The 19,079-nt window shown below is 72.3% G+C and carries 18 protein-coding genes and 1 riboswitch; of the genes, 8 read left to right on the top strand and 10 right to left on the bottom strand.

The genetic code is table 11. The features are described 5' to 3' along the window. Nucleotides 1–16: 16 nt before the first annotated feature. Complete coding sequence (locus AB0M93_RS10865; RefSeq protein WP_364270983.1) at nt 17–880, bottom strand: EamA family transporter; 864 nt, start codon at nt 878–880, stop codon at nt 17–19. Nucleotides 881–1,211: 331 nt separating this feature from the next. Here AB0M93_RS10865 and rpsT point away from each other — a divergent pair, with 331 nt between their 5' ends. Continuing rightward, complete coding sequence (gene rpsT, locus AB0M93_RS10860; protein ID WP_003091058.1) at nt 1,212–1,472, top strand: 30S ribosomal protein S20; 261 nt, start codon at nt 1,212–1,214, stop codon at nt 1,470–1,472. Nucleotides 1,473–1,823: 351 nt separating this feature from the next. Here rpsT and holA read toward each other — a convergent pair whose 3' ends face one another. Next, entirely contained in the window at nt 1,824–2,804 is a 981-nt protein-coding gene (gene holA / locus AB0M93_RS10855) for a DNA polymerase III subunit delta (protein WP_364270980.1), read from the bottom strand. A gap of 146 nt (nt 2,805–2,950) precedes the next feature. Continuing rightward, nucleotides 2,951–3,084: riboswitch (SAM riboswitch) on the top strand. Between the two features lie 13 nt (nt 3,085–3,097). On the opposite strand from holA, the gene thrC reads away from it, so the two are divergent. Beyond that, nucleotides 3,098–4,363: a threonine synthase gene (gene thrC, locus AB0M93_RS10850; RefSeq protein ID WP_364270977.1), complete on the top strand. Its 1,266-nt coding sequence runs from the start codon at nt 3,098–3,100 to the stop codon at nt 4,361–4,363. Between the two features lie 123 nt (nt 4,364–4,486). Here the strand turns inward: thrC and AB0M93_RS10845 are convergent, their stop codons facing one another. The 7 genes from AB0M93_RS10845 to nadD form a co-directional block, all read right to left on the bottom strand. Continuing rightward, nucleotides 4,487–6,868, bottom strand: coding sequence for a ComEC/Rec2 family competence protein (locus AB0M93_RS10845; RefSeq protein WP_364270974.1), 2,382 nt, complete (start codon nt 6,866–6,868; stop codon nt 4,487–4,489). A gap of 400 nt (nt 6,869–7,268) precedes the next feature. Continuing rightward, nucleotides 7,269–7,982 carry a ComEA family DNA-binding protein gene (locus tag AB0M93_RS10840; RefSeq protein WP_364270971.1) on the bottom strand — a complete coding sequence of 238 codons (714 nt, stop codon included), beginning with the start codon at nt 7,980–7,982 and terminating at the stop codon, nt 7,269–7,271. Nucleotides 7,983–8,084: 102 nt separating this feature from the next. After that, nucleotides 8,085–8,990 (bottom strand): DegV family protein, encoded by a 906-nt coding sequence (locus AB0M93_RS10835; RefSeq protein WP_364270969.1) that lies wholly within the window; start codon nt 8,988–8,990, stop codon nt 8,085–8,087. A 4-nt stretch (nt 8,991–8,994) separates the two neighbouring features. Further along, on the bottom strand, nt 8,995–9,723 hold the full coding sequence (gene octT / locus AB0M93_RS10830) for a diglucosylglycerate octanoyltransferase (protein ID WP_364270966.1): 729 nt from the start codon (nt 9,721–9,723) through the stop codon (nt 8,995–8,997). A 3-nt stretch (nt 9,724–9,726) separates the two neighbouring features. After that, nucleotides 9,727–10,341: a histidine phosphatase family protein gene (locus AB0M93_RS10825; RefSeq protein ID WP_364270963.1), complete on the bottom strand. Its 615-nt coding sequence runs from the start codon at nt 10,339–10,341 to the stop codon at nt 9,727–9,729. Then, nucleotides 10,338–10,733, bottom strand: a complete 396-nt coding sequence (gene rsfS / locus AB0M93_RS10820; RefSeq protein WP_103343441.1) for a ribosome silencing factor — start codon at nt 10,731–10,733, stop codon at nt 10,338–10,340. The genes AB0M93_RS10825 and rsfS overlap by 4 nt, the downstream gene beginning before the upstream one ends. 60 nt (nt 10,734–10,793) lie before the next feature. After that, nucleotides 10,794–11,387: a nicotinate-nucleotide adenylyltransferase gene (gene nadD, locus AB0M93_RS10815; protein ID WP_364270960.1), complete on the bottom strand. Its 594-nt coding sequence runs from the start codon at nt 11,385–11,387 to the stop codon at nt 10,794–10,796. Nucleotides 11,388–11,560: 173 nt separating this feature from the next. On the opposite strand from nadD, the gene AB0M93_RS10810 reads away from it, so the two are divergent. The 5 genes from AB0M93_RS10810 (at nt 11,561) to AB0M93_RS10790 (ending at nt 17,620) form a co-directional block, all read left to right on the top strand. Then, a complete protein-coding gene (locus AB0M93_RS10810) occupies nt 11,561–13,672 on the top strand; it encodes a RecQ family ATP-dependent DNA helicase (RefSeq protein WP_364270957.1) in 2,112 nt (703 codons plus the stop codon). Nucleotides 13,673–13,855: 183 nt separating this feature from the next. Further along, on the top strand, nt 13,856–15,142 hold the full coding sequence (locus AB0M93_RS10805) for an MFS transporter (protein ID WP_364270954.1): 1,287 nt from the start codon (nt 13,856–13,858) through the stop codon (nt 15,140–15,142). A gap of 70 nt (nt 15,143–15,212) precedes the next feature. Then, on the top strand, nt 15,213–16,937 hold the full coding sequence (gene argS / locus AB0M93_RS10800) for an arginine--tRNA ligase (protein ID WP_364270951.1): 1,725 nt from the start codon (nt 15,213–15,215) through the stop codon (nt 16,935–16,937). A gap of 12 nt (nt 16,938–16,949) precedes the next feature. Next, entirely contained in the window at nt 16,950–17,339 is a 390-nt protein-coding gene (locus tag AB0M93_RS10795) for a PPOX class F420-dependent oxidoreductase (RefSeq protein ID WP_364270948.1), read from the top strand. Next, nucleotides 17,336–17,620 (top strand): antibiotic biosynthesis monooxygenase family protein, encoded by a 285-nt coding sequence (locus tag AB0M93_RS10790; protein ID WP_364270945.1) that lies wholly within the window; start codon nt 17,336–17,338, stop codon nt 17,618–17,620. Before AB0M93_RS10795 ends, AB0M93_RS10790 begins: the two co-directional genes overlap by 4 nt. On the opposite strand, the gene AB0M93_RS10785 is transcribed toward AB0M93_RS10790, so the two are convergent. Continuing rightward, nucleotides 17,590–18,189: a TetR/AcrR family transcriptional regulator gene (locus tag AB0M93_RS10785; protein WP_364270942.1), complete on the bottom strand. Its 600-nt coding sequence runs from the start codon at nt 18,187–18,189 to the stop codon at nt 17,590–17,592. The two genes, AB0M93_RS10790 and AB0M93_RS10785, sit on opposite strands and share 31 nt — an antisense overlap. A 61-nt stretch (nt 18,190–18,250) precedes the next feature. On the opposite strand from AB0M93_RS10785, the gene AB0M93_RS10780 reads away from it, so the two are divergent. Next, nucleotides 18,251–18,964, top strand: a complete 714-nt coding sequence (locus tag AB0M93_RS10780) for an SDR family oxidoreductase (RefSeq protein WP_364270939.1) — start codon at nt 18,251–18,253, stop codon at nt 18,962–18,964. The last annotated feature ends 115 nt before the right edge of the window (nt 18,965–19,079 follow it).

Genomic DNA, 19,079 nt, shown 5'->3' with positions numbered 1-19,079 from the left:
TCCCTACCGGACGGGCTCAGGCGGCCGCAATCGCGGCGATGCCGGACAGCACGATCACCGCCCCGGCCAGCCGCCGCCCGGCGTCACGCTCGCCCAGCACCAGCCACGCGGCGAGGCTGCCGAGCACGATGCTCAGCTCCCGGGCGGGCGCGACCAGGCTGACCGGCGCCATGGTGAGAGCGAACAGCACGAGGACGTAGGCGACGGGCGACAGCAGCCCGACGACGAACACCTCGCGGCGCTGCTCGCGCCAGATCCGGGCGACTTCGCCCCGGTCGGCGAGTGCGCCGGGCACAAGCATCAGGCTCTGCAGGAGGGAGCCGAGCCCGAAGTAGACGACCGGCGGCACCCCGACACCGGTCACCGAGTGCGCGTCCCAGAGGGTGTAGCCGGCGATGACGGCGCCGGTCAGGAGGCCGTAGAGGACACCGGCTTTCACCGCTTGCGGATCCTGCGCCTTCCGGCCGGTGCTGATCACGAGCACACCGGCGACGACCAGGAAAGCGCCGAGCAGGCCCAGCGGGCCGGGGCGTTCCCCGAGCACCAGGACGGCGGCCAGCACCGACAGCAGCGGCCCGGTACCCCGCGCGACGGGGTAGACGACGGACAGGTCGCCGACGCGGTACCCGCGTTGCAGCACGATGCCGTAGGCGATGTGCAGCACGGAGGTACCGGCCGCGGCAAGCAGCCAGCTCCACTGTGGACGTTCGGCTTCGACGACCAGCTGCACGACGGTGACGGGCAGCAGCGCGACGGCACCGACGGTGTAGTAGAGCCAGACGAACTGGGTGCCCCCGGAGGAGATCCGCTTGGCGGCGAGGTTCCACCCGGCGTGCACGACGGCGGCGACGAGGACGAGGGACAAGGCGGTGGCGTTCACGGGACCCCTTCAGGCTTTCGCGCACGCGAAAACCGGGTCCTCCAGGCTTTTGCCCCGTCAGATGAACGGCGGGCCGTCCGGACCTGCCGATGGTGCCGCTCGGACCAGCCCCGCCGGCCCTGGTTGTGGGGTGCGGACGCGGACCGGCGACGGAACCCTAGGCACTGCCGTCACCCACGGTACTCCCGGCGCCGGACGCCGGTGGCCCGGCTGTTAGAGTGGTCGCTCGCTGCCCGTGCGGCATTCCGTCATGGAGGAAACCGGCTCGTTCGTCGAGCGGGGCCACTTCAGCGCGGCGGCGAATCTCACCGAGTGAAACAGGAGTTGCCCTATGGCCAACATCAAGTCGCAGATCAAGCGCATCACGACGAACGAGAAGGCGCGTCAGCGCAACCAGGCGATCCGGTCCTCGGTGAAGACCGCGATCCGCAAGGTCCGCGAAGCCGCCGAGGCCGGCGACAAGGCCAAGGCCACCGAGCTGCAGCGCGACGCCGCCCAGAAGCTGGACAAGGCCGTCTCGAAGGGCGTCATCCACGCCAACCAGGCCGCCAACAAGAAGTCGGCGCTGGCGAAGCGCGTCAACGCGCTCTGAGCTGGTTGATTTCTGGGAAAGCCCCGGCTTCGGCCGGGGCTTTCTTCGTGCCCGGGGTGTGGCGCTTCGGGGGCAGGGTGGTCCGGTGCGCGCCCGCGGAGGTCGACGGCGGGCAGCGGTCCCGACCGCCAGCCACGGCGACGGCCTCCCACCAGCGGCAAGGCAGCGTTGCCGCAACCACCCAACGCGGCCCCTCTCGCGTCGGTCAGCGATCGCCGCGGGCCGCTCCGGCAGCGGGCAGGCGTTACCTTGGGCGGCAGCTGCCGAGCAGTTCCTTCCAGCGGCCGCCAGGCTTGACTTGGCCGCCACCCGGCAGCAGTCAGCGGCCCCTCCGCCGCCGGCCGGCGGTGGTCAGCGGTCGCCCTTGGCTGCTGCTACCTCCAGGACCGCGCGCTCCAGGGCGTAGTTTGCGTCCGCCGCCACGCCCTTGACCTCGGCGTTCAGCCTGGCGACCACGCGCATCGCCGTGGCCAGGCCGTCGGGGTTCCAGCCGCGGGACTGTCCCTGTGCCTTGCGGATCTTCCACGGCGGCATGCCCAGCTCGCCCGCCAGCTGGTTCGGGTTGCCGCGGCCGGCGCCGGAGACCCGGGCGATCGTGCGGACCGCGTCGGCCAGCGCGTCGGCGACCAGGACGTGCGGGACGCCCAGCTGCATCGCCCAGCGCAGCGACTCCAGCGCCGCCGCGCGGTCGCCGCCGACCGCCCGCTCCGCGACCGCGAATCCCGTCACGTCGGCTCGGCCGCGGTGGTAGCGCCGGACCGCCTCCGCGTCGACGGCGCCGCCCGTGTCCGCGACCAGCTGTGTCGCCGCCGACGAGAGTTCCCGCAGGTCGGAGCCCACGGCGTCGATCAGCGCGGCGACCCCGGCCGGGTCGATCTTGCCCCCCACCCGGCGCACCTCGTGGCGTACGAACTGCTCCCGCTCGGCCGGCTTCGTCAGCTTCGGGCACTCCGTGACCTCGGCGCCCGCCTTCTTCAGCGACGCCGGGAGCGACTTGCCCGCCTTGCTGCGGCCGCCGCCGGTGTGCACGACGATGAGCACGACCCCGTCCGCCGGGTCCTTCAGGTAGGCCGCGACGGCGTCGGCCAGCTCCTGCGAGATGTCCTGGGCCGAATCGAGGACGATCACCCGGCCTTCGCTGAACAGCGACGGACTGACCAGTTCGGCGAGCTCGGGGGCTGTGAGATCGGACACCCGGACCCGGGTCAGCTCCGCCGTCGCGTCCAGCGCGCGGGCCGCCGCGAGCGTTTCGCGGACGGCGCGCTCGATCAGCAGTTCTTCCTCGCCCAGCACCAGGTGCAACGGGGCCGGGGCGGTGGCTTGCGCGGTCACCCCGGAATCTTCTCACTTGCGCTGTCGTGCCCCCGCTCCGGTGATGTCGACCGGCCACCGTGGCACGGCCCGCGCGAGATGTCGTACGGTGTAGCCGAGGCAGCCGCCCCGGAAGCTCCGGCGTGCGCGCACCGACAACCGAATACCGCTCATCCAGAGGGGCAGAGGGAACGGCCCGACGAAGCCCCGGCAACCGGCGTACAGCCTGTCATCCCGCGATCGCGGGGTAGCTGACGACCACGGTGCCAATTCCGGCCCGCTTCGGCGGGGCAGATGAGGAAAGGAACCTCGCGATGACCGCAACCCTCGGCACGACCTCCACCACGAAGACCCCGGATCTTGGTCCCGCCGTCGAACTGGTGTCGAAGGAAGAGGGCCACCGGCAGCCGCTCGCCCCGGAGTTCGTTTCCGCCGAGGACTTCTCGCCGCTCGAGGTCGCCTACGACTTCGGCCGCGTCCGCCGCGAGGACATCGAGGCGGGCCCGAAGAACATCTGGCGCTACAAGAAGCTCCTCCCGGTCCCGTCCAACGTCGAAGAGATCCCGAACACCGAGCCGGGCGCGACCCGGCTGATCCGCGCCGACCGCCTCGCCAAGGAACTCGGCCTCAAGCGCGTGTGGGTCAAGGACGACACCGGAAACCCGACGCACTCGTTCAAGGACCGCGTCGTCGCGGTCGCGCTGGCCGCGGCCCGCGAGTTCGGGTTCGAGGTGCTCGCGTGTCCGTCGACCGGCAACCTGGCCAACGCGACGGCCGCCGCCGCGGCCCGCGCCGGCTGGCGGTCGGTCGTGCTGATCCCCAAGACCCTCGAGCGCGCCAAGATCCTCACCACCGCGGTGTACGACGGCGACCTCCTCGCCATCGACGGCAACTACGACGACGTCAACCGCCTCGCCACCGAGCTGGCGGGCGAGCACCCGAAGTGGGCGTTCGTCAACGTGAACGTCCGGCCGTACTACTCGGAGGGCTCGAAGACGCTGGCCTTCGAGGTCGCCGAGCAGCTCGGCTGGCGCATCCCGCCGCAGATCGTCGTCCCGATCGCCTCCGGTTCGCAGCTGACCAAGGTGGACAAGGGTTTCCGCGAGCTGGGCCAGCTCGGCCTGGTGGAAGCCAGCCCGTACAAGGTGTTCGGCGCGCAGGCGACCGGCTGCTCGCCGGTGTCGGCGGCCTTCCGCGAGGGCCACGACGTGGTCCAGCCGGTGAAGCCGGACACGATCGCCCGTTCGCTGGCGATCGGCAACCCGGCCGACGGCCCGTACGTGCTCGACATCGTCAACCGCACCGGCGGCGCGATCGAGGACGTCTCGGACGAAGAGGTGGTCGAAGGCATCCGCCTGCTGGCCCGCACGGAGGGCATCTTCACCGAGACGGCGGGCGGGGTCACGGTCGCCACGGCGAAGAAGCTGGTCGAGACGGGCAAGCTGGACCCGGACGCGGAGACGGTCCTCCTCATCACCGGCGACGGCCTCAAGACCCTGGACGCGATCGAGAACCACGTCGGCCCGAAGGCGACGCTGCCGCCGTCGGCCGCCGCGGTGAACAAGGCCCTCGGCTACTGAGCTGCCGCCGGGGGCAGGCAGAGCTTGCCCGCCCCCGGCGAGCGGCCGGGCGCCGCGCAGTGAGCCACTTCGCCATCGCCGCCCGGCTCGGAGCAGCCTTGCGCACTAGCGGCCGGCTCCGGCTCAGCGGCGCGGCGGTCCTCGAGGTTCGCCCCGGCGGCTGACTGCCGGGCCTGCCGGGTCGGGCACCACTGCCGTGTCGCCGTCGACGTCCGTTCTCGTGACCCGGGCTCCCAACGCCGTCAATGTGTCCAATGTGGACTTATTCGGGTGGCCGTAGGTGTTGCCCGCGCCCACGCTCACCAATGCCACTCTGGGCGCCACCGCCGCGAGGAACGTGGGCAAGGAGTACCGCGAACCGTGGTGGGGCACCTTCAGCACCTCCGCTCTCAAGTCGCCGACGTCCGCCAGCAGGTCTGCCTGTGCTGCCAGTTCGACGTCGCCGGTCAGCAAGACCCGGCCCGCCGCGGTTTGCGCGCGCAGCACCACGGAACTGTTGTTGATCGTGGTGCCGTCCTGCTGCCCCGGTGAGCGGGACGGCACGTACCGCGGGCCGAGCACGTCCAGGGACAGCCCCGGCCAGTCCAGCCGCTCTCCCGGGCTCAGCTCCGCCAGCGGCACCCCCTGCCGGGCGGCCTCCGCGGCAACCTGCCGCCACGCCCACTCCGGCGCGCGGCCCGGCCCGACGGCGATTCCGCCCACCTCCCGCCCGTCGAAGACCGACGTGAGGCCGCCGATGTGGTCGGCGTGCAGGTGGCTGAGCACCAGCAGCGGGATCCGGTCGACGCCGAGCCGGTGCAGGCACTCGTCGACCGGGCCCGGTTCCGGTCCGGTGTCGATCACGACCGCGCGGCCGGGTGACGCGGTGGCGAGGACGACGGCGTCACCCTGACCGACGTCGCACTCGACCACCGCCCAGTTCCGCGGGGGCCAGCCCGGCACCAGCACCTTCACCGGCACGAACACCAGCAGCGCCCCGACAACGAGCACCGCCATGAGCACCCGCACGCGCCGGTGCCGGGCCGCGAGCACCAGCACGCCGAGGACAGCCGCGGCGAGCAGCCCGCCCACCCAGCCGCCGGGCCAGGTGACGACCGCGCCCGGGGCCCGCGCGCCGTGGCGGGCCACCGTGATCAGCCACCGGGCCTCGGGATCGGCCAGGTGCACCAAATCCTTCCCGGCGCCCGGCCACCACGGACCGGTGAGCGTTGCCAGCACGCCGAGCACCGTCGCCGGAGCCACCACGGGCGCGGCGAGGATGTTGGTCAGCACCGAAACCAGGCTCACCGAGCCCGCCATGCCGGCCAGCACCGGCGCCGTCACGAGGAAGGCCGCCAGCGGGATCGCCAGCCCTTCCGCGAACCCCGGCGGAACCCCGCGGCGGACCAGCGCGCCGGCCCAGCGCGGCGCGAGCAGGACGAGCCCGGCGGTGGCGCAGACCGACAGCGCGAACCCGAAGTCCGTGGCCATCGCCGGATCCGCCACCACCAGCACGCACACCGCGAACGCGAGCGCGGGCAGCGCCGAACCTCGCCGTCCCAGAGCCAGTGCCAGCAACGCCACGGCGGCCATGACACCCGCGCGCAGCACGCTGGGCTCCGGGCCGACCAGGACGAGGAACCCGGCCAGGCACGTCCCGGCGGCTGTCGCCGACAACCGCGGCCCGAGCCGGAGCAGGCGCAGCAGGAGCAGCACCGCCCCGCAGACGACCGCCAGGTTCCCGCCGCTGACCGCGGTGAGGTGCGCGAGACCCGCGGTGACGAACTCCTGCTCGACACGCGGCGACAGCGCGCTCGTGTCGCCCAGCACCAGCCCGGGAAGCAGGCCGGCGGGTTCGTCGGGCAGGGCCTGGCACAGGTCGTGCAGGCCGGTGCGCAGCCCGGCCGCCGCCCGCTGCCACCACGGCGCCGGGCCGGGTTCGCCCGGCGGCCCGCGTACGGAGAGCACCGCGACGGTCAGGTCCGAGCCGCGCGGCGGCATCAGCAGGCCCGTCACGGCCACTTCCTGGCCCGGCAGCAGGGAAGCCCATTGAGCGACCGGCGCCAGCAGCAGGACGCGGCCGGAGGACGGGACCGGCCGTCCGTCGACCGACGCCGTGCGCACGTCGGCCGCGAGCACGACCGACCGGGCACCGGCCTGCCGATCGGCGTACCCCGCGCTGCGCACGGGTTTCGGACGCTCGGCGACGACGACCCGCAGCGCGGCGGGCAGCCCTTCGGCGGCGACGGCGCGGAGTTCGTCGTGCTGCGCGTCGCGGATCCGCCAGGCGACCGGGCCGGCGGCGAGCAGGCCCAATGCCAGCAGGGCTGCTGCCGCACCGCGCGCCCGGGGCCGGTCGCGGGCCCGCCAGAGCACCAGCCCGGCAAGCACTGCCGAAGCAAGGCCGATCACGGCGGCCGTCCACCAGCCGAGCAGCAAGCCCGCGAGGGCGGCGAGCCAGCACGCCAGTGCTGCCGGGACCAGCCGCATGTCCTGCCGGGTGTCGACCACGGGGAAGGTGCTCATCCGGCTGTCACCTGCTCCCGGAAGCGGACGCCACCGCACGAAGCCGGATGCCAGCGCCCAAGCTGTCGGCTCGCGTACCCAGAGGGTCGGCCGGCGTACCCAGACGGTCGGTTCGCGTACCTGGACCGTCGGACACCCGTTCGGCCTCGGGGTGCGCGAGCCGGCTCCCCCGGTACGCCAGCCGCCCGGCGGTCGGCCACTCGAGCGAACCACCGCCAGGGACCAGCCCCACGCCGACGACGAACAACCGCGCTCATTCGGCCGTCGGCTGCTGCCGGAAGCGAAAGCCGCCGCGCGCCGACCGGATGCCGGCCACGAGGGAAAGCACTCGCCCGGCGATCGGCTGCTCCGGCGAACCGCCGCCGGAAGACAGCCTCACGCCGACGACGAAGATCCACGCTCATCCGACCGTCACCTGCTCTCTCAAGCGGGCGAATTTGCTTTCCCCGATGCCGTCGACATCGCGCAGTTGCTCGACCTTCGCGAAGCCGCCGTGGTCGGTGCGCCACTGGACGATCCGCTTGGCCATCACCTCGCCGACGCCCGGCAGTGTGTCCAGCTGGTCCGGGGTCGCCGTGTTCAGGTCGACCTTTCCGGCGCCCGCCGGGTCGGCGGGGGCCGCGGCCGGTGCCGGGACGCCGACCGCGAGCTGCTCGCCGTCGGCCACCTTGCGGGCCAGGTTCAACGAGCCGAGGTCCGCGCCCGGCTGGGCTCCGCCGGCCGCGCGCAGCACGTCGGCCACCCGGGCTCCCTGAGGCACGGTGACCAGGCCCGGTGAGCGGACGCGGCCGACCACGCTGACCACGAGACCCGTCGGCGGGGCCGCGCGTGCCTCCGCCGCCGGTTTCGCGCTGGGCAGCGCGGGCGGTGGCTCGGGCGCCGGGCTGCCACCGGCGAGGGCGACCGAGCCGAGGACGATCACCACGACCGCAGCGAGGACGCCGGCCAGCGCCCACCGGCGGCGGCCGGCGCCGGTCGGTCCGCCCGGCAGCCAGCGCCGGATCAGCCGGCCGCCGGGCCCGACCGTGCTCGCGTCGGGCGAGAGCTGGTCGGCCAGCCAGGAGAGCCGGTCGTTGACGGGAGGGCCCGGATCCCGGGCGGTCTGCTCGAACACACGATCGACGTTAGGGCCCGCGGGGAGTGTCCGACAGGGGTGCCGCCGCGGCCTGTGGACAACCGGGGTGTTGTGGACGGATTCCCGGTACCGGGCCCGGGATCAGCCGTTTCCGTCGTACCCGGGTGGCATGCTGACGGGTTCGGCGCGCCGGCGCCCGGGTGGGAGCGTGCGCTGGACGACCACGCCCAGCACGCCCGGCCCGGTGTGCGCCCCGATCACCGCGCCCAGCTCGGAAACCACGCAGCCCGCCGAGCGCGGCACGGCCTCTTCCAGCCGGTTCGCCAGCTCGACCGCCCGTTCCGGCGAGGCGAGGTGGTGAACGGCGAGCTCGACGTCGTCGTCCTCGGCGGCCGCCGCGGCCAGCTCGACCAGCCGCGCGATCGCCCGGTTCATCGTGCGGACCTTCTCCAGCGGCAGGATCCGGCCGTCGGACATGTGCAGCACCGGTTTGACCGCCAGCGCCGTGCCGAGCAGCGCCGCCGCCGGGCCGATCCGGCCGCCGCGGCGCAGGTGCTCGAGGGTTTCCACGACGAACAACGTCGACGAGCAGCCGGCGGCGGTCACCGCCGCGGCCTCGACCTCGGTCGCCGAAGCTCCGGCGGAGGCGGCCGAAGCGGCGTGCAGCGCGGCGAAGCCGAGGCCCATCGCGGTGGTCCGGGAGTCGACGACGCGGACCCGGTCCGGCCCCACTTCCTGGGCCGCCAGCACCGCCGCTTCCCAGGTGCCCGACAGCTCGCGCGACAGGTGCACCGACACGATCGCGTCCGCGCCGTCGGCGAACGCCGCCCGGTACTCCGCCGCGAACTCGGTGGGGGTCGGCCGCGAGGTCGTGACGATCTTCCGCTGCTTCATCGCCTCCGCGACCGCCGCCGGTCCGGTCTCGACGCCGTCGAGCGAAACCACGCCGTCGACCAGGACGTGCAGCGGCACCACCCGGACCGCGTGCCGTTCGGCGAAGCCCTCCGGCAGGTGGGCGGTGGAATCCGTGACTACGGCGACCGACACGCCGTCAGCCTACGTGGCGGGAGGCCAGCACCGGCGCCATCAACACGGACATCGCCTCGCCCACCGCGGCGTGCCCGGGCCAGCCCCAGTGCATGCCGTCCGGGTTGCCCGCGCCGCTGAGCACGTGCTCGCCCACGACGGCTTCGAGGTCCAGCAACGGAACTCCCGCCCGCGCTCCCCAGGCCGCCATCGCCGCCGCCGCGGCCGGCCGCGCGGTGTGCACGCCGCCGTAGGCCGCCGCGCGGTGCACCGACGGCAGCATGCCGAAGATCGGCAGCCCCGGCCGCAGGACGCGCAGCGCGCCCACGGCGGTGTCGAGGTACTGCACGGTGAGCTTGGCCGGCAGCACCGCGGGCCGGCCGCGGAAGGCGACCGAAAGCCGCGGTTGCGCCGCGAGATAGGCCTTGCGGACGACGCGCCGCACCGGATCGGGCCGCAGGTACCGCAGCCCGGTGCGCAGGTAGGTCGGCAGCGGCGAGGGCAGCGTGTCCATGCTGCCGATCGCGAACACCACCGCGTCGACGTGGTGCAGGTCGGCCCAGACGCGCGGGTCGCCGGTCAGCGCCCACCAGGCATCCCGGGCGTTCCAGCCGATGCCGGCGACCAGGTCGGCGGAGCCGTCCAACGCGGCGGCCGCGACATTGGGCCACAGCCGCGGCTCGTCCGCGGCGCAGGGTCCTTCCGGACCGTGAAAGCTCAGCGAATCGCCGAACACCAGCAGGCGCGGCCCCATCGGCTAGCCGTGCATCCCCGCGTTGTAGGCGTGCAGCCGCCACTTCCCGTCGCGACGGCCCAGCTCGACCCAGTGGCAGTTCGAGATGCCGCCGAGCGACGGCCAGATCGCGACCGGCAGGTCCAGCAGCCGCGCGGTGAGCGCGATGATCAGCCCGCCGTGCGCGGCCAGCAGCACGGTGTCGCCCGCGTCGGAGTTGGCCTGCTGCAGGTCGGTGACGACTTCGCTCGCGCGGTCGGCGACGTCGACGCGGTTCTCGCCGCCCGGCGGGGCCCAGGTCGCGTCGGTGCGCCAGCGGTCGCGTTCACCGGGGTAGGCCTGGTCGACCTCCTCGCCGGTGAGTCCCTGCCACTCGCCCAGGTGCGTCTCGCGCAGCCGCTTGTCGATCCGCAGCGGGACGCCGATGGCGTCGGTGAGCACGGTGGCGGTGTCGGTGGCCCGGCGCAGGTCGGAGGCGATGACGAGGTCCGGGGAGAAGCGGGCCAGTGCGGGCACCGCGAACCGGGCCTGGTTCCAGCCGCGCGGCGTCAGCGCGGAGTCGAGGTGACCCTGCATCCGCCCGGCGGCGTTGTAGTCCGTCTCGCCGTGACGCCAGAGCACCAGCCGCCGCGGGCTCACGGGACGTCCGGGTCCTCGTCGGCGGGTGACTCCTCGAGACCGGCCACCTCGATGCGCGGGCAGTCTTTCCACAGCCGCTCGAGGCCGTAGAAGGTGCGCTCTTCGACGTGCTGGACGTGCACGACGACGTCGACGTAGTCGAGCAGGACCCAGCGCCCTTCGCGGGCGCCTTCGCGACGGACCGGCTTGTGGCCGCTCTCCCGCAGTTTTTCCTCGACGTTGTCCACGATCGCGCCGACCAGGCGCTCGTTGGACGCGGAGGCGATGACGAAGGCGTCGGTGATGACGAGCTGTTCGGACACGTCCAGCACGACGACGTCGCTGGCCTTCTTGTCCGCCGCCGCGTGGGCGGCCGCTACGGCCAGCTCTCGAGCCTCGGACGTGGCTGCCACAGTGCTCCTTTTCCAGATCGGGTTCGCCCGAGAAGGGTACCCGCAGGCACCGACAGTGGTTCAGTCGCTCTTCCGGTACAGGTCCTTCTTGGCGATGTAGCGGACGACGCCGTCGGGAACGAGGTACCAGACCGGCTCCCCGCGCTCGACCCGGTCGCGGCAGCCGGTGGACGAAATGGCCATCGCGGTGACCTCGACGAGGCTCACCTTGCCGCTGGGCAGGTGGTGCGAGTTGAGCCGGTAGCCGGGCCGCGTGACGCCGATGAAGTGCGCGAAGTCGAACAGCTCGTCGGCCTTGTGCCAGGTCAGGATCTGTTCGAGCGCGTCGGCGCCGGTGATGAAGAAGAGCTCGTCGCCGGGGTATTCGGCGTGCAGGTCGCGCAGGGTGTCGACGGTGTAGGTCTGGCCACCGCGGTCGATGTCCACCCGGCTGACGGAGAAGACCGGGTTGGACGCGGTCGCGATCACCGTCATCAGGTAGCGGTCCTCGGCCCTGGTCACCTCGCGATCGGTCTTCTGCCACGGCTGCCCGGTGGGGACGAAGATCACTTCGTCGAGCTCGAACCGGGACTGGACCTCGCTGGCCGCGACGAGGTGGCCGTGGTGCACGGGGTCGAAGGTGCCGCCCATGACCCCGATCCGCCGTGGTGACATGACCGGAGAGCCTATAAGGCCGGGAGCCGCCGGGCCGGGTGCTCTTCGCCACCCCGCCCGACCGGGTCAGATGTGTGATTCAGCTCACATTACGGCCGGTATCGGTCGCAAACTCTCCGTTCGCGGCGCCGCCGATTCCCGATCTGTCGGTGTCATGGGGTAGACGTGGGGACGTGGACACGACCAGCACCGCCTCAGCCCTCCGCGACCGCGCCGAGACCCTCCTCCGGGCCCTGGCCGGCGATGCGGCGAAGCTGCGCGAAGACCAGTGGACGGCCATCGAGGCGCTGGTCGCGCAGCGGCGCCGCGCGCTGGTCGTGCAACGCACCGGGTGGGGCAAGTCGGCGGTGTACTTCCTGGCCACGGCGTTGCTGCGGGAACAGGGCAGCGGGCCGACGGTCATCGTCTCGCCACTGCTCGCGCTGATGCGCAACCAGATCTCGGCGGCGGCGCGCGCGGGGATCCACGCGGCGACGATGAACTCCGCGAACCCGCAGGAGTGGGACCAGGTCCAGGCGGCGGTCGCGGCCGGCGAGGTGGACGTCCTGCTGGTCAGCCCCGAACGGCTGAACAACCCGGACTTCCGCGACAACGTGCTGCCGAAGCTGACCGCGAGCACCGGCCTGCTGGTGGTCGACGAGGCACACTGCATTTCGGACTGGGGCCACGACTTCCGGCCGGACTACCGGCGGCTGCGCACGCTGCTGGGCGACCTGCCCGACGGCGTGCCGGTGCTGGCGACGACGGCGACCGCGAACGACCGCGTGGTCACCGACGTCGCCGAGCAGCTCGGCCTCGGCTCCGGCGCGGACACGCTGGTGCTGCGCGGCAGCCTCGACCGGGAAAGCCTGCGGTTGTCGGTGTGCCGGCTGCCGACGTCGCAGGCGCGGCTGGCGTGGCTCGCGGAACACCTGGCCGAGCTGCCCGGATCCGGGATCATCTACACGCTGACCGTCGCGGCGGCGCACGACGTCGCGTCGCTGCTGAAGGACCGCGGCTACCCGGTGGCGGCCTACACCGGCAAGACGGACCCGGCCGACCGGCAGGCGGCCGAGGACGACCTGCTCGGCAACCGCGTCAAGGCCCTGGTCGCGACGTCCGCGCTCGGCATGGGGTTCGACAAGCCGGACCTGGGGTTCGTGGTGCACCTCGGCGCGCCGTCGTCGCCGATCGCGTACTACCAGCAGGTCGGCCGCGCCGGGCGTGGCGTCGAGCGCGCCGAGGTCGTGCTGCTGCCCGGCGAGGAGGACAAGGCGATCTGGGCGTACTTCGGGTCGCTGGCCTTCCCCGACGAGCTGCGGGTGACGCAGGTGCTGAACACCCTCGCCTACGCCGACCGTCCGATGTCGACGGCCGCGCTCGAGCCTTCGGTCGAGCTTTCCCGGTCACGGCTGGAAATGGTGCTGAAGGTGCTGGACGTCGACGGCGCGGTCCGGCGCGTCAAGGGCGGCTGGACGAGCACGGGCGAAAACTGGGAGTACGACCGCGGGCGGTACCAGCGGGTCGCCCAGGCGCGTGACCGCGAGCAGGAGGCGATGGTCGGCTACCTCGCGACCGATGGCTGCCGGATGGAGTACCTGCGGCGTCAGCTCGACGACCCCGAGGCGACGCCGTGCGGACGGTGCGACAACTGCACCGGGAAGCACTGGGACACGTCGGTGGCCGACGAGGTCGTCGACGCGACCCGGGAACGCCTGCAGCGGCCCGGTGTCGAGGTGGCGCCGCGGAAGCAGTGGCCCACCGGGATGTCCTCTTTGGACGTTCCGGTGTCCGGCCGGATCTCGGCCGACGACCAGGCCGAGCCAGGGCAGGTGCTCGGGCGGCTCACCGACGTCGGCTGGGGCAACCGGCTGCGGGAGCTCGTCGGGCCTCAGGCGAAGGACGCCGAGGTGCCGGAGTCGGTGTTCAAGGCGTGCGTGCAGGTGCTCGCCGGGTGGCAGTGGACGGAACGGCCGGTGGCGGTGGTGGCGGTGCCGTCGTCGACGCGGCCACAGCTCGTGTACAGCCTCGCGACGCGGCTGGCCGAGATCGGCCGGCTGGAGTTCCTCGGCGCACTCGACGCGGAAGGGCCGCCACCGAGGCAGGCGAACAGCGCGCAGCGGCTGGCGGACCTGTGGCGGCGGATGAGCATGCCGGCCGACCTCGCGGGCGTCCTGCCGTCCGGGCCGGTTCTGCTGGTGGACGACGTCATCGACACCGGTTGGACGATGACCCTCGCCGCGCGCCTGCTGCGGCGGGCCGGGGCGCCTGCGGTATTGCCGTTCGCGTTGGCCAGCACGGCCTGAGCGGGAGGAGGGGGCGAAGGGAGGACGCGTACTTGGAGGGACGACTCGCGTAGCTGGACGGTCGGCTCGCGTACCCGGAGGGTCGGGTCGCCGTGAACGGGGTCGGCGGCCGGTGGGGATCTTTCGCACCGCGAACGGATGTGGCAAAGTCCCGTGACACCTTCGGGTGACGTGGAGGCCGCCATGACCGAATCCGCCGTCCAGGTGTCGCAGCGCCACCGGCTGCCCTTGCGCAAGCTGCTCGCGGCGAGCGCCGGGAACGCGCTGGAGTGGTTCGACTGGACGATCTACGCGACGTTCAGCATCTACTTCGCCAGTGCGTTCTTCCCCGCCGGGAACGACACCCTCGCCCTGATCAACACCTTCGCGACCTACGCGCTGGCGTTCTTCTTCCGGCCGCTCGGCGGCGTCCTGCTCGGGCGGTTCGCCGACACGCGGGGCCGGAAGCCGGCCATGATCCTCACCATCCTGCTCATGGCGGGCGGATCGGTGGCGATCGGGCTGCTGCCGACGTTCGCGCAGGTCGGCTGGCTCGCGCCGGTCCTGCTGCTGCTCGCGCGCGTCGCGCAGGGGCTGTCGCTGGGCGGTGAGGTGTCGAACGCGTCGGCCTACCTGGGCGAGATCGCGCCGCCGGAGCGTCGCGGCCGGTACTCGGCGTTCTTCTACATCTCGACCGGGTCGGCGGTGCTCGTCGCGACCGTGCTCGGCTTCGTGCTGGCTCGGACGCTGGACAAGGCCCAGCTCGCGTCGTGGGGCTGGCGGCTGCCGTTCCTGCTCGGCGGCGTCTTCGGCCTGGTCGGGCTGTGGCTGCGCCGCAGCCTCGCCGAGACCGAGCTGTTCGAGCAGACCAAGACCAAGGCGCGGAAGATCGAACGGCCGCTGCTGACCACGCTGACGCACCACCCGAAGGCCGTCGGCCGGCTCGTGGGCTTCACGATGCTGTCGACCCTCTGCTACTACACGTTCTTCAGCGCGCTCACGTCCTTCGCGGTGAAGAACCGGCACGCCGGCGCCGACGCCGTCTTCCTCGCCCTTTCGGTCGGGACGGCGTTGTTCATCGCCCTGCAGTACCCGCTCGGGGCGTTGTCGGACCGGTTCGGCCGCAAGCCGCAGCTGCTCGTCTGGTCCGGGGCGACCGCGGTCGCCGTCGTGCCGCTGTCCACTTTGATCGGTCCGGGCATCGGCGGGCTGCTCGTCGTGTTCTGCGTCGGTCTCGGGCTGTACACGGCGATGACGTCGATCGCGCCGGCCATCATGAGCGAGCTGTTCCCCACCGAACTGCGCGGGCTGGGCATCGGGGCCTGGTACAACCTGACCGTCGCGATCTTCGGCGGCACCGCTCCCCTGCTCATCACCCTGTTCGGCGCGGTGTCGCCGACGCTCTACTTCTGGTACGTCGCCGCCGGCGCCGCGATCGCGTTCGCGGTGATCCTCACACTGCCGGAGACCAAGGGCAGCGAGCTGCGGTAAACCCTTCGTCATCGGCCGGTCACGCTCGCTACGCTGCGGGCCTTCAAGACCGAGCCGAAGGAGGGACACCGTGCAGCAGACCGCCGACGTTACCGAGGAGCTGGCGCGCCGCGTGGTGGCCGCCGCCGGCCGGGCACTGGACGTCGAGCTGACGGCGGAGCAGGCGCTGGTCCAGGCGTCGCCGCGCGATGGCGTCGACTACCAAGCGAACCTCGCGATGAGCCTGGGCAAACAACTCGGCCGCCCACCACGCGAGGTCGCCGGGCTCATCGCCGGGGCGCTGGAGCTCGACGAAATCGCCGATCCGCCGGAAGTCGCCGGGCCGGGGTTCCTGAACTTCGTGCTGCGCACGGATTGGCTCGAAGCGCGCACCGGCGCTTTGCTCGGCGATCCCCGTCTCGGCGTGCCGGAAACGACGGCGCCCCGGCGGATCGCGCTCGACTACAGCAGCCCGAACGTGGCGAAGGAAATGCACGTCGGGCACTTGCGCTCGTCGGTGATCGGCGACGCGCTCGCCCGTCTGCTGCGGTTCGCCGGCCACGAAGTGCTGCCGCACAACCACCTCGGCGACTGGGGCACGCCGTTCGGCATGCTCATCGAGCACCTCCTCGACGTCTCCGCCGGGCAACGCGCGATCGCCGACCTCGACGCCTTCTACCGCGAAGCACGCCAGAAGTTCGACAGCGACGAAGCGTTCGCGACGCGGGCGCGCACCCGCGTCGTCAAGCTGCAAAGCGGGGACGAAGACACCCTCACCGTCTGGCAGGAGCTCGTCGACGAGTCGACCCGGCACTTCAACGCGGTCTACGCGCTGCTCGGGATTTCCCTGACCGACAAGGACATCTACGGCGAAAGCTTCTACAACCCGTACCTCGCGGCCGTCGTCGACGACCTCGAGAAGGCCGGGCTGACCGAAGTCAGCGACGGCGCGGTCTGCGTGTTCCCCGAAGGGTTCCGCAACCGCGAGGGCGACCGGCTGCCGCTGATCGTCCGCAAGCGCGACGGCGGTTACGGGTACGCCGCCACGGATCTGGCGACCGTCCGGTACTGGACGTCGGAGCGCGGCGCGACCGACCTGCTCTACGTCGTCGGGACGCCGCAGGCCCAGCACTTCGCGATGGTCTTCGCCGCCTGCCGCGCGGCGGGCTGGCTGACCGGGCACGCCGAGCACATCGGCTTCGGCACGGTGCTGGGTGCGGACGGCAAGGCGATGCGGACGCGGGCCGGCGAAACGGTCAAGCTGGCCGATCTGCTCACCGAGGCCGTGACGCAGGCCGCCGCGGTCGTCGCCGAACGCAGTGAGCTCGACACGGCGGGACAGGCCGAAGTCGCCCGGGCGGTGGGCATCGGCGCGGTCAAGTACGCGGACCTGTCCGGTGACCGCGAACGCGACTACGTCTTCGCCTGGGACCGGATGCTGGCCAAGGAGGGCAACACCTCGGTGTACCTCCAGTACGCGCACGCGCGGACGCGGTCGATCCTGCAGAAAGCCGGCGGCACGCCCGAAGGCACGCAGGTGCTGCTGGAGGAGCCGGCGGAACGCGCGCTCGCGGTGAGGCTGCTGAGGTTCGGCGAAGCCTTCCGAGCCGCGACGGGCGAGTACGCACCCCACAAGCTCTGCACGTACCTCTACGAGACGGCGGTCCTGTTTTCCCGGTTCTACGGCGATTGCCCGGTCCTCAAGGCGGCGACCCCCGAGCTGCGCGCGTCCCGGCTGAGGTTGACTAGGCTGACCGCGCAAACGCTCGCGCTCGGGCTTTCCCTGCTCGGCATCGAGGCGCCCGACCAGCTCTAGCGGAGGACCACTGTGGACCTGCCCGGCGACCTGCTCGCACTGCTGCGCGAGCCCAGCCTCTGCTTCCTGGCGACGTCGATGCCGGACGGCTCGCCGCAGCTCACCCAGACCTGGGTGGACACCGACGGCACGCACGTCCTCGTCAACACCGTGCTGGGGCACCAGAAGCAGCGCAACGTCGAGCGTGACCCGCGGGTGGCGCTGAACGTCGCCGACCGCGAACGGCCGTCGCGGTACTACGCCATCCGCGGGCACGTACTGAAGATGACCGAAGACGGCGCCGTCGAGCACATCGAGAAGCTGGCGCAGCGCTACCTCGGCGGGCCGTACCCGTGGTGGGGCGGGCGGGACCAGACCCGGCTGCTGCTCACGATCAAGCCGGATCGGATCAACCCGTCATGATCATCATCGCCGGTTGGCTGGCGGTCGCCCCTGAGACGCGGGCCGCTTATCTGGAGGGGTGCGCCGAAGCCGTGCGTCTCGCGCGAGAAGCGCCGGGCTGCCTCGAGTACGCGCTGGGCGCCGACCTGCTCGACCCCGGCCGCATCACGGTGTACGAGCGCTGGGAGTCCGACGAAGACCTGGAGCGCTTCCGCGGGTCCGGGCCGTCGGACGAGCAGGCGGCGCAGATCCTCGGCGCTTCCGTGGCGCGCTACCGGATTTCGGCCGTCGAGGCGCCGTGATCCGCCAGCAGCGTCACTAGTTCACCGGCCAAGCCGCGGTCGACCGGCTCGCGCGTCGCGAGGAGCCGGTACCAGAGCGTGCCGAACACGACGTCGATGACCGTGCTGGGCTGCACACCGGCCGGGAGTTCGCCGCGCTCGCGGGCGCGGCCGACGAGCGTCCCAAGCGCCTCGCGGCGGCGGTGGAGGAAGTCTTCGCGGAACCGGTTGCCGAACTCCGGGTCGATCTGCGCCTGCGCCATCAGCGCCCGCAGCGTGTCCGCGACCGGCGACTTCTGGCCCAGTTCGAAGGTGCGGCTCAGGAAAACATCGAGGTCGGCGCGGAAGGAACCCTGGTCCGGGATGGGGATCTGCAGGTCCGCCTTCGTCGCGAGCGCGTCGAGCAGGACGTCGGCCTTCGACGGCCACCAGCGGTAGATCGTCTGCTTGCCGACGCCCGAGCGGGCGGCGATGCCTTCGACGGTCAGCGCGCCGTAGCCGCCTTCGGCGACGAGGTCGAGCGTGGCGGCGAGGATCGCCAGCCGACTCTGTTCGCTGCGCTTGCGGCCGGGACGGGACTGGTCGGTCATGGGATCCGATGGTAGCGTCGAATTCGAAACGAGACGTACCGGTTCTAAATGGAGAACAAGCATGAGCATCGCTCTCGTCGCCGGCGGCACCTCGGGCATCGGCCTGGCGACCGCGCGGCGGCTGCGGCAGCGGGGGTACGACGTCCACGTCACCGGACGCGGCAAGGAACGCCTGGACGACCTCGCGTCGAGCGATCCGGACCTGACCGGGCACCGCGCCGACGGCGGTGACGCCACGGCGATGGCCGCGCTGGCCGGGTCACTCGGGACGGTCGACGTGCTGGTGGTGAGCCTGTCCGGCACCGAAGGCATGGGACCGATCGACGCACTGGACCTGGCCATGCTGCGGCGGGCGTTCGACGCGAAGTTCTGGGCGCACCTGACCACGGTCCAGGCCGTGCTGCCGCACCTGGCCGCGGACGGATCGATCACGCTGCTCAGCGCGATCACGGCCCGGGCGGCGATGGCCGGCACGGCCGGGATCGGCGCGCTGAACGCGGCCATCGAGGCGCTGGTCAAGCCGCTGGCGGTCGAGCTGGCGCCGCGGCGGGTGAACGCGGTGTCGCCAGGGGTGGTCGACACGGCGTGGTGGAGCGGGTTCCCGGCGGAAATGCGGGAGGGGTTCTTCGCGCAGACGGCGGCTTCGATCCCGGCCCGCCGTGTGGCGACGGCCGACGACGTCGCGGAGGTGGTGACGCTGGCGGCGACGAACCGGAACCTGACGGGCACGGTCCTGGAAGCCGACGGCGGCGCCCGCCTGGTCTCGCTGGGCTGAGGCAGCTGGCGTGATCAGAGGGGCATCTCGCGTGATCAGAAGGTCATCTCGCGTGATCAGAAGGTCATCTCGCGTGATTGGAGGGGCATCACTCGTGATTGGAGGGGCATCACTC

The organism is Amycolatopsis sp. NPDC051102 (assembly GCF_040682815.1).
Classification (GTDB): domain Bacteria; phylum Actinomycetota; class Actinomycetes; order Mycobacteriales; family Pseudonocardiaceae; genus Amycolatopsis.
Note: the sequence above shows the minus strand (reverse complement) of the source record. Positions and strands in the feature narration are given on the sequence as shown.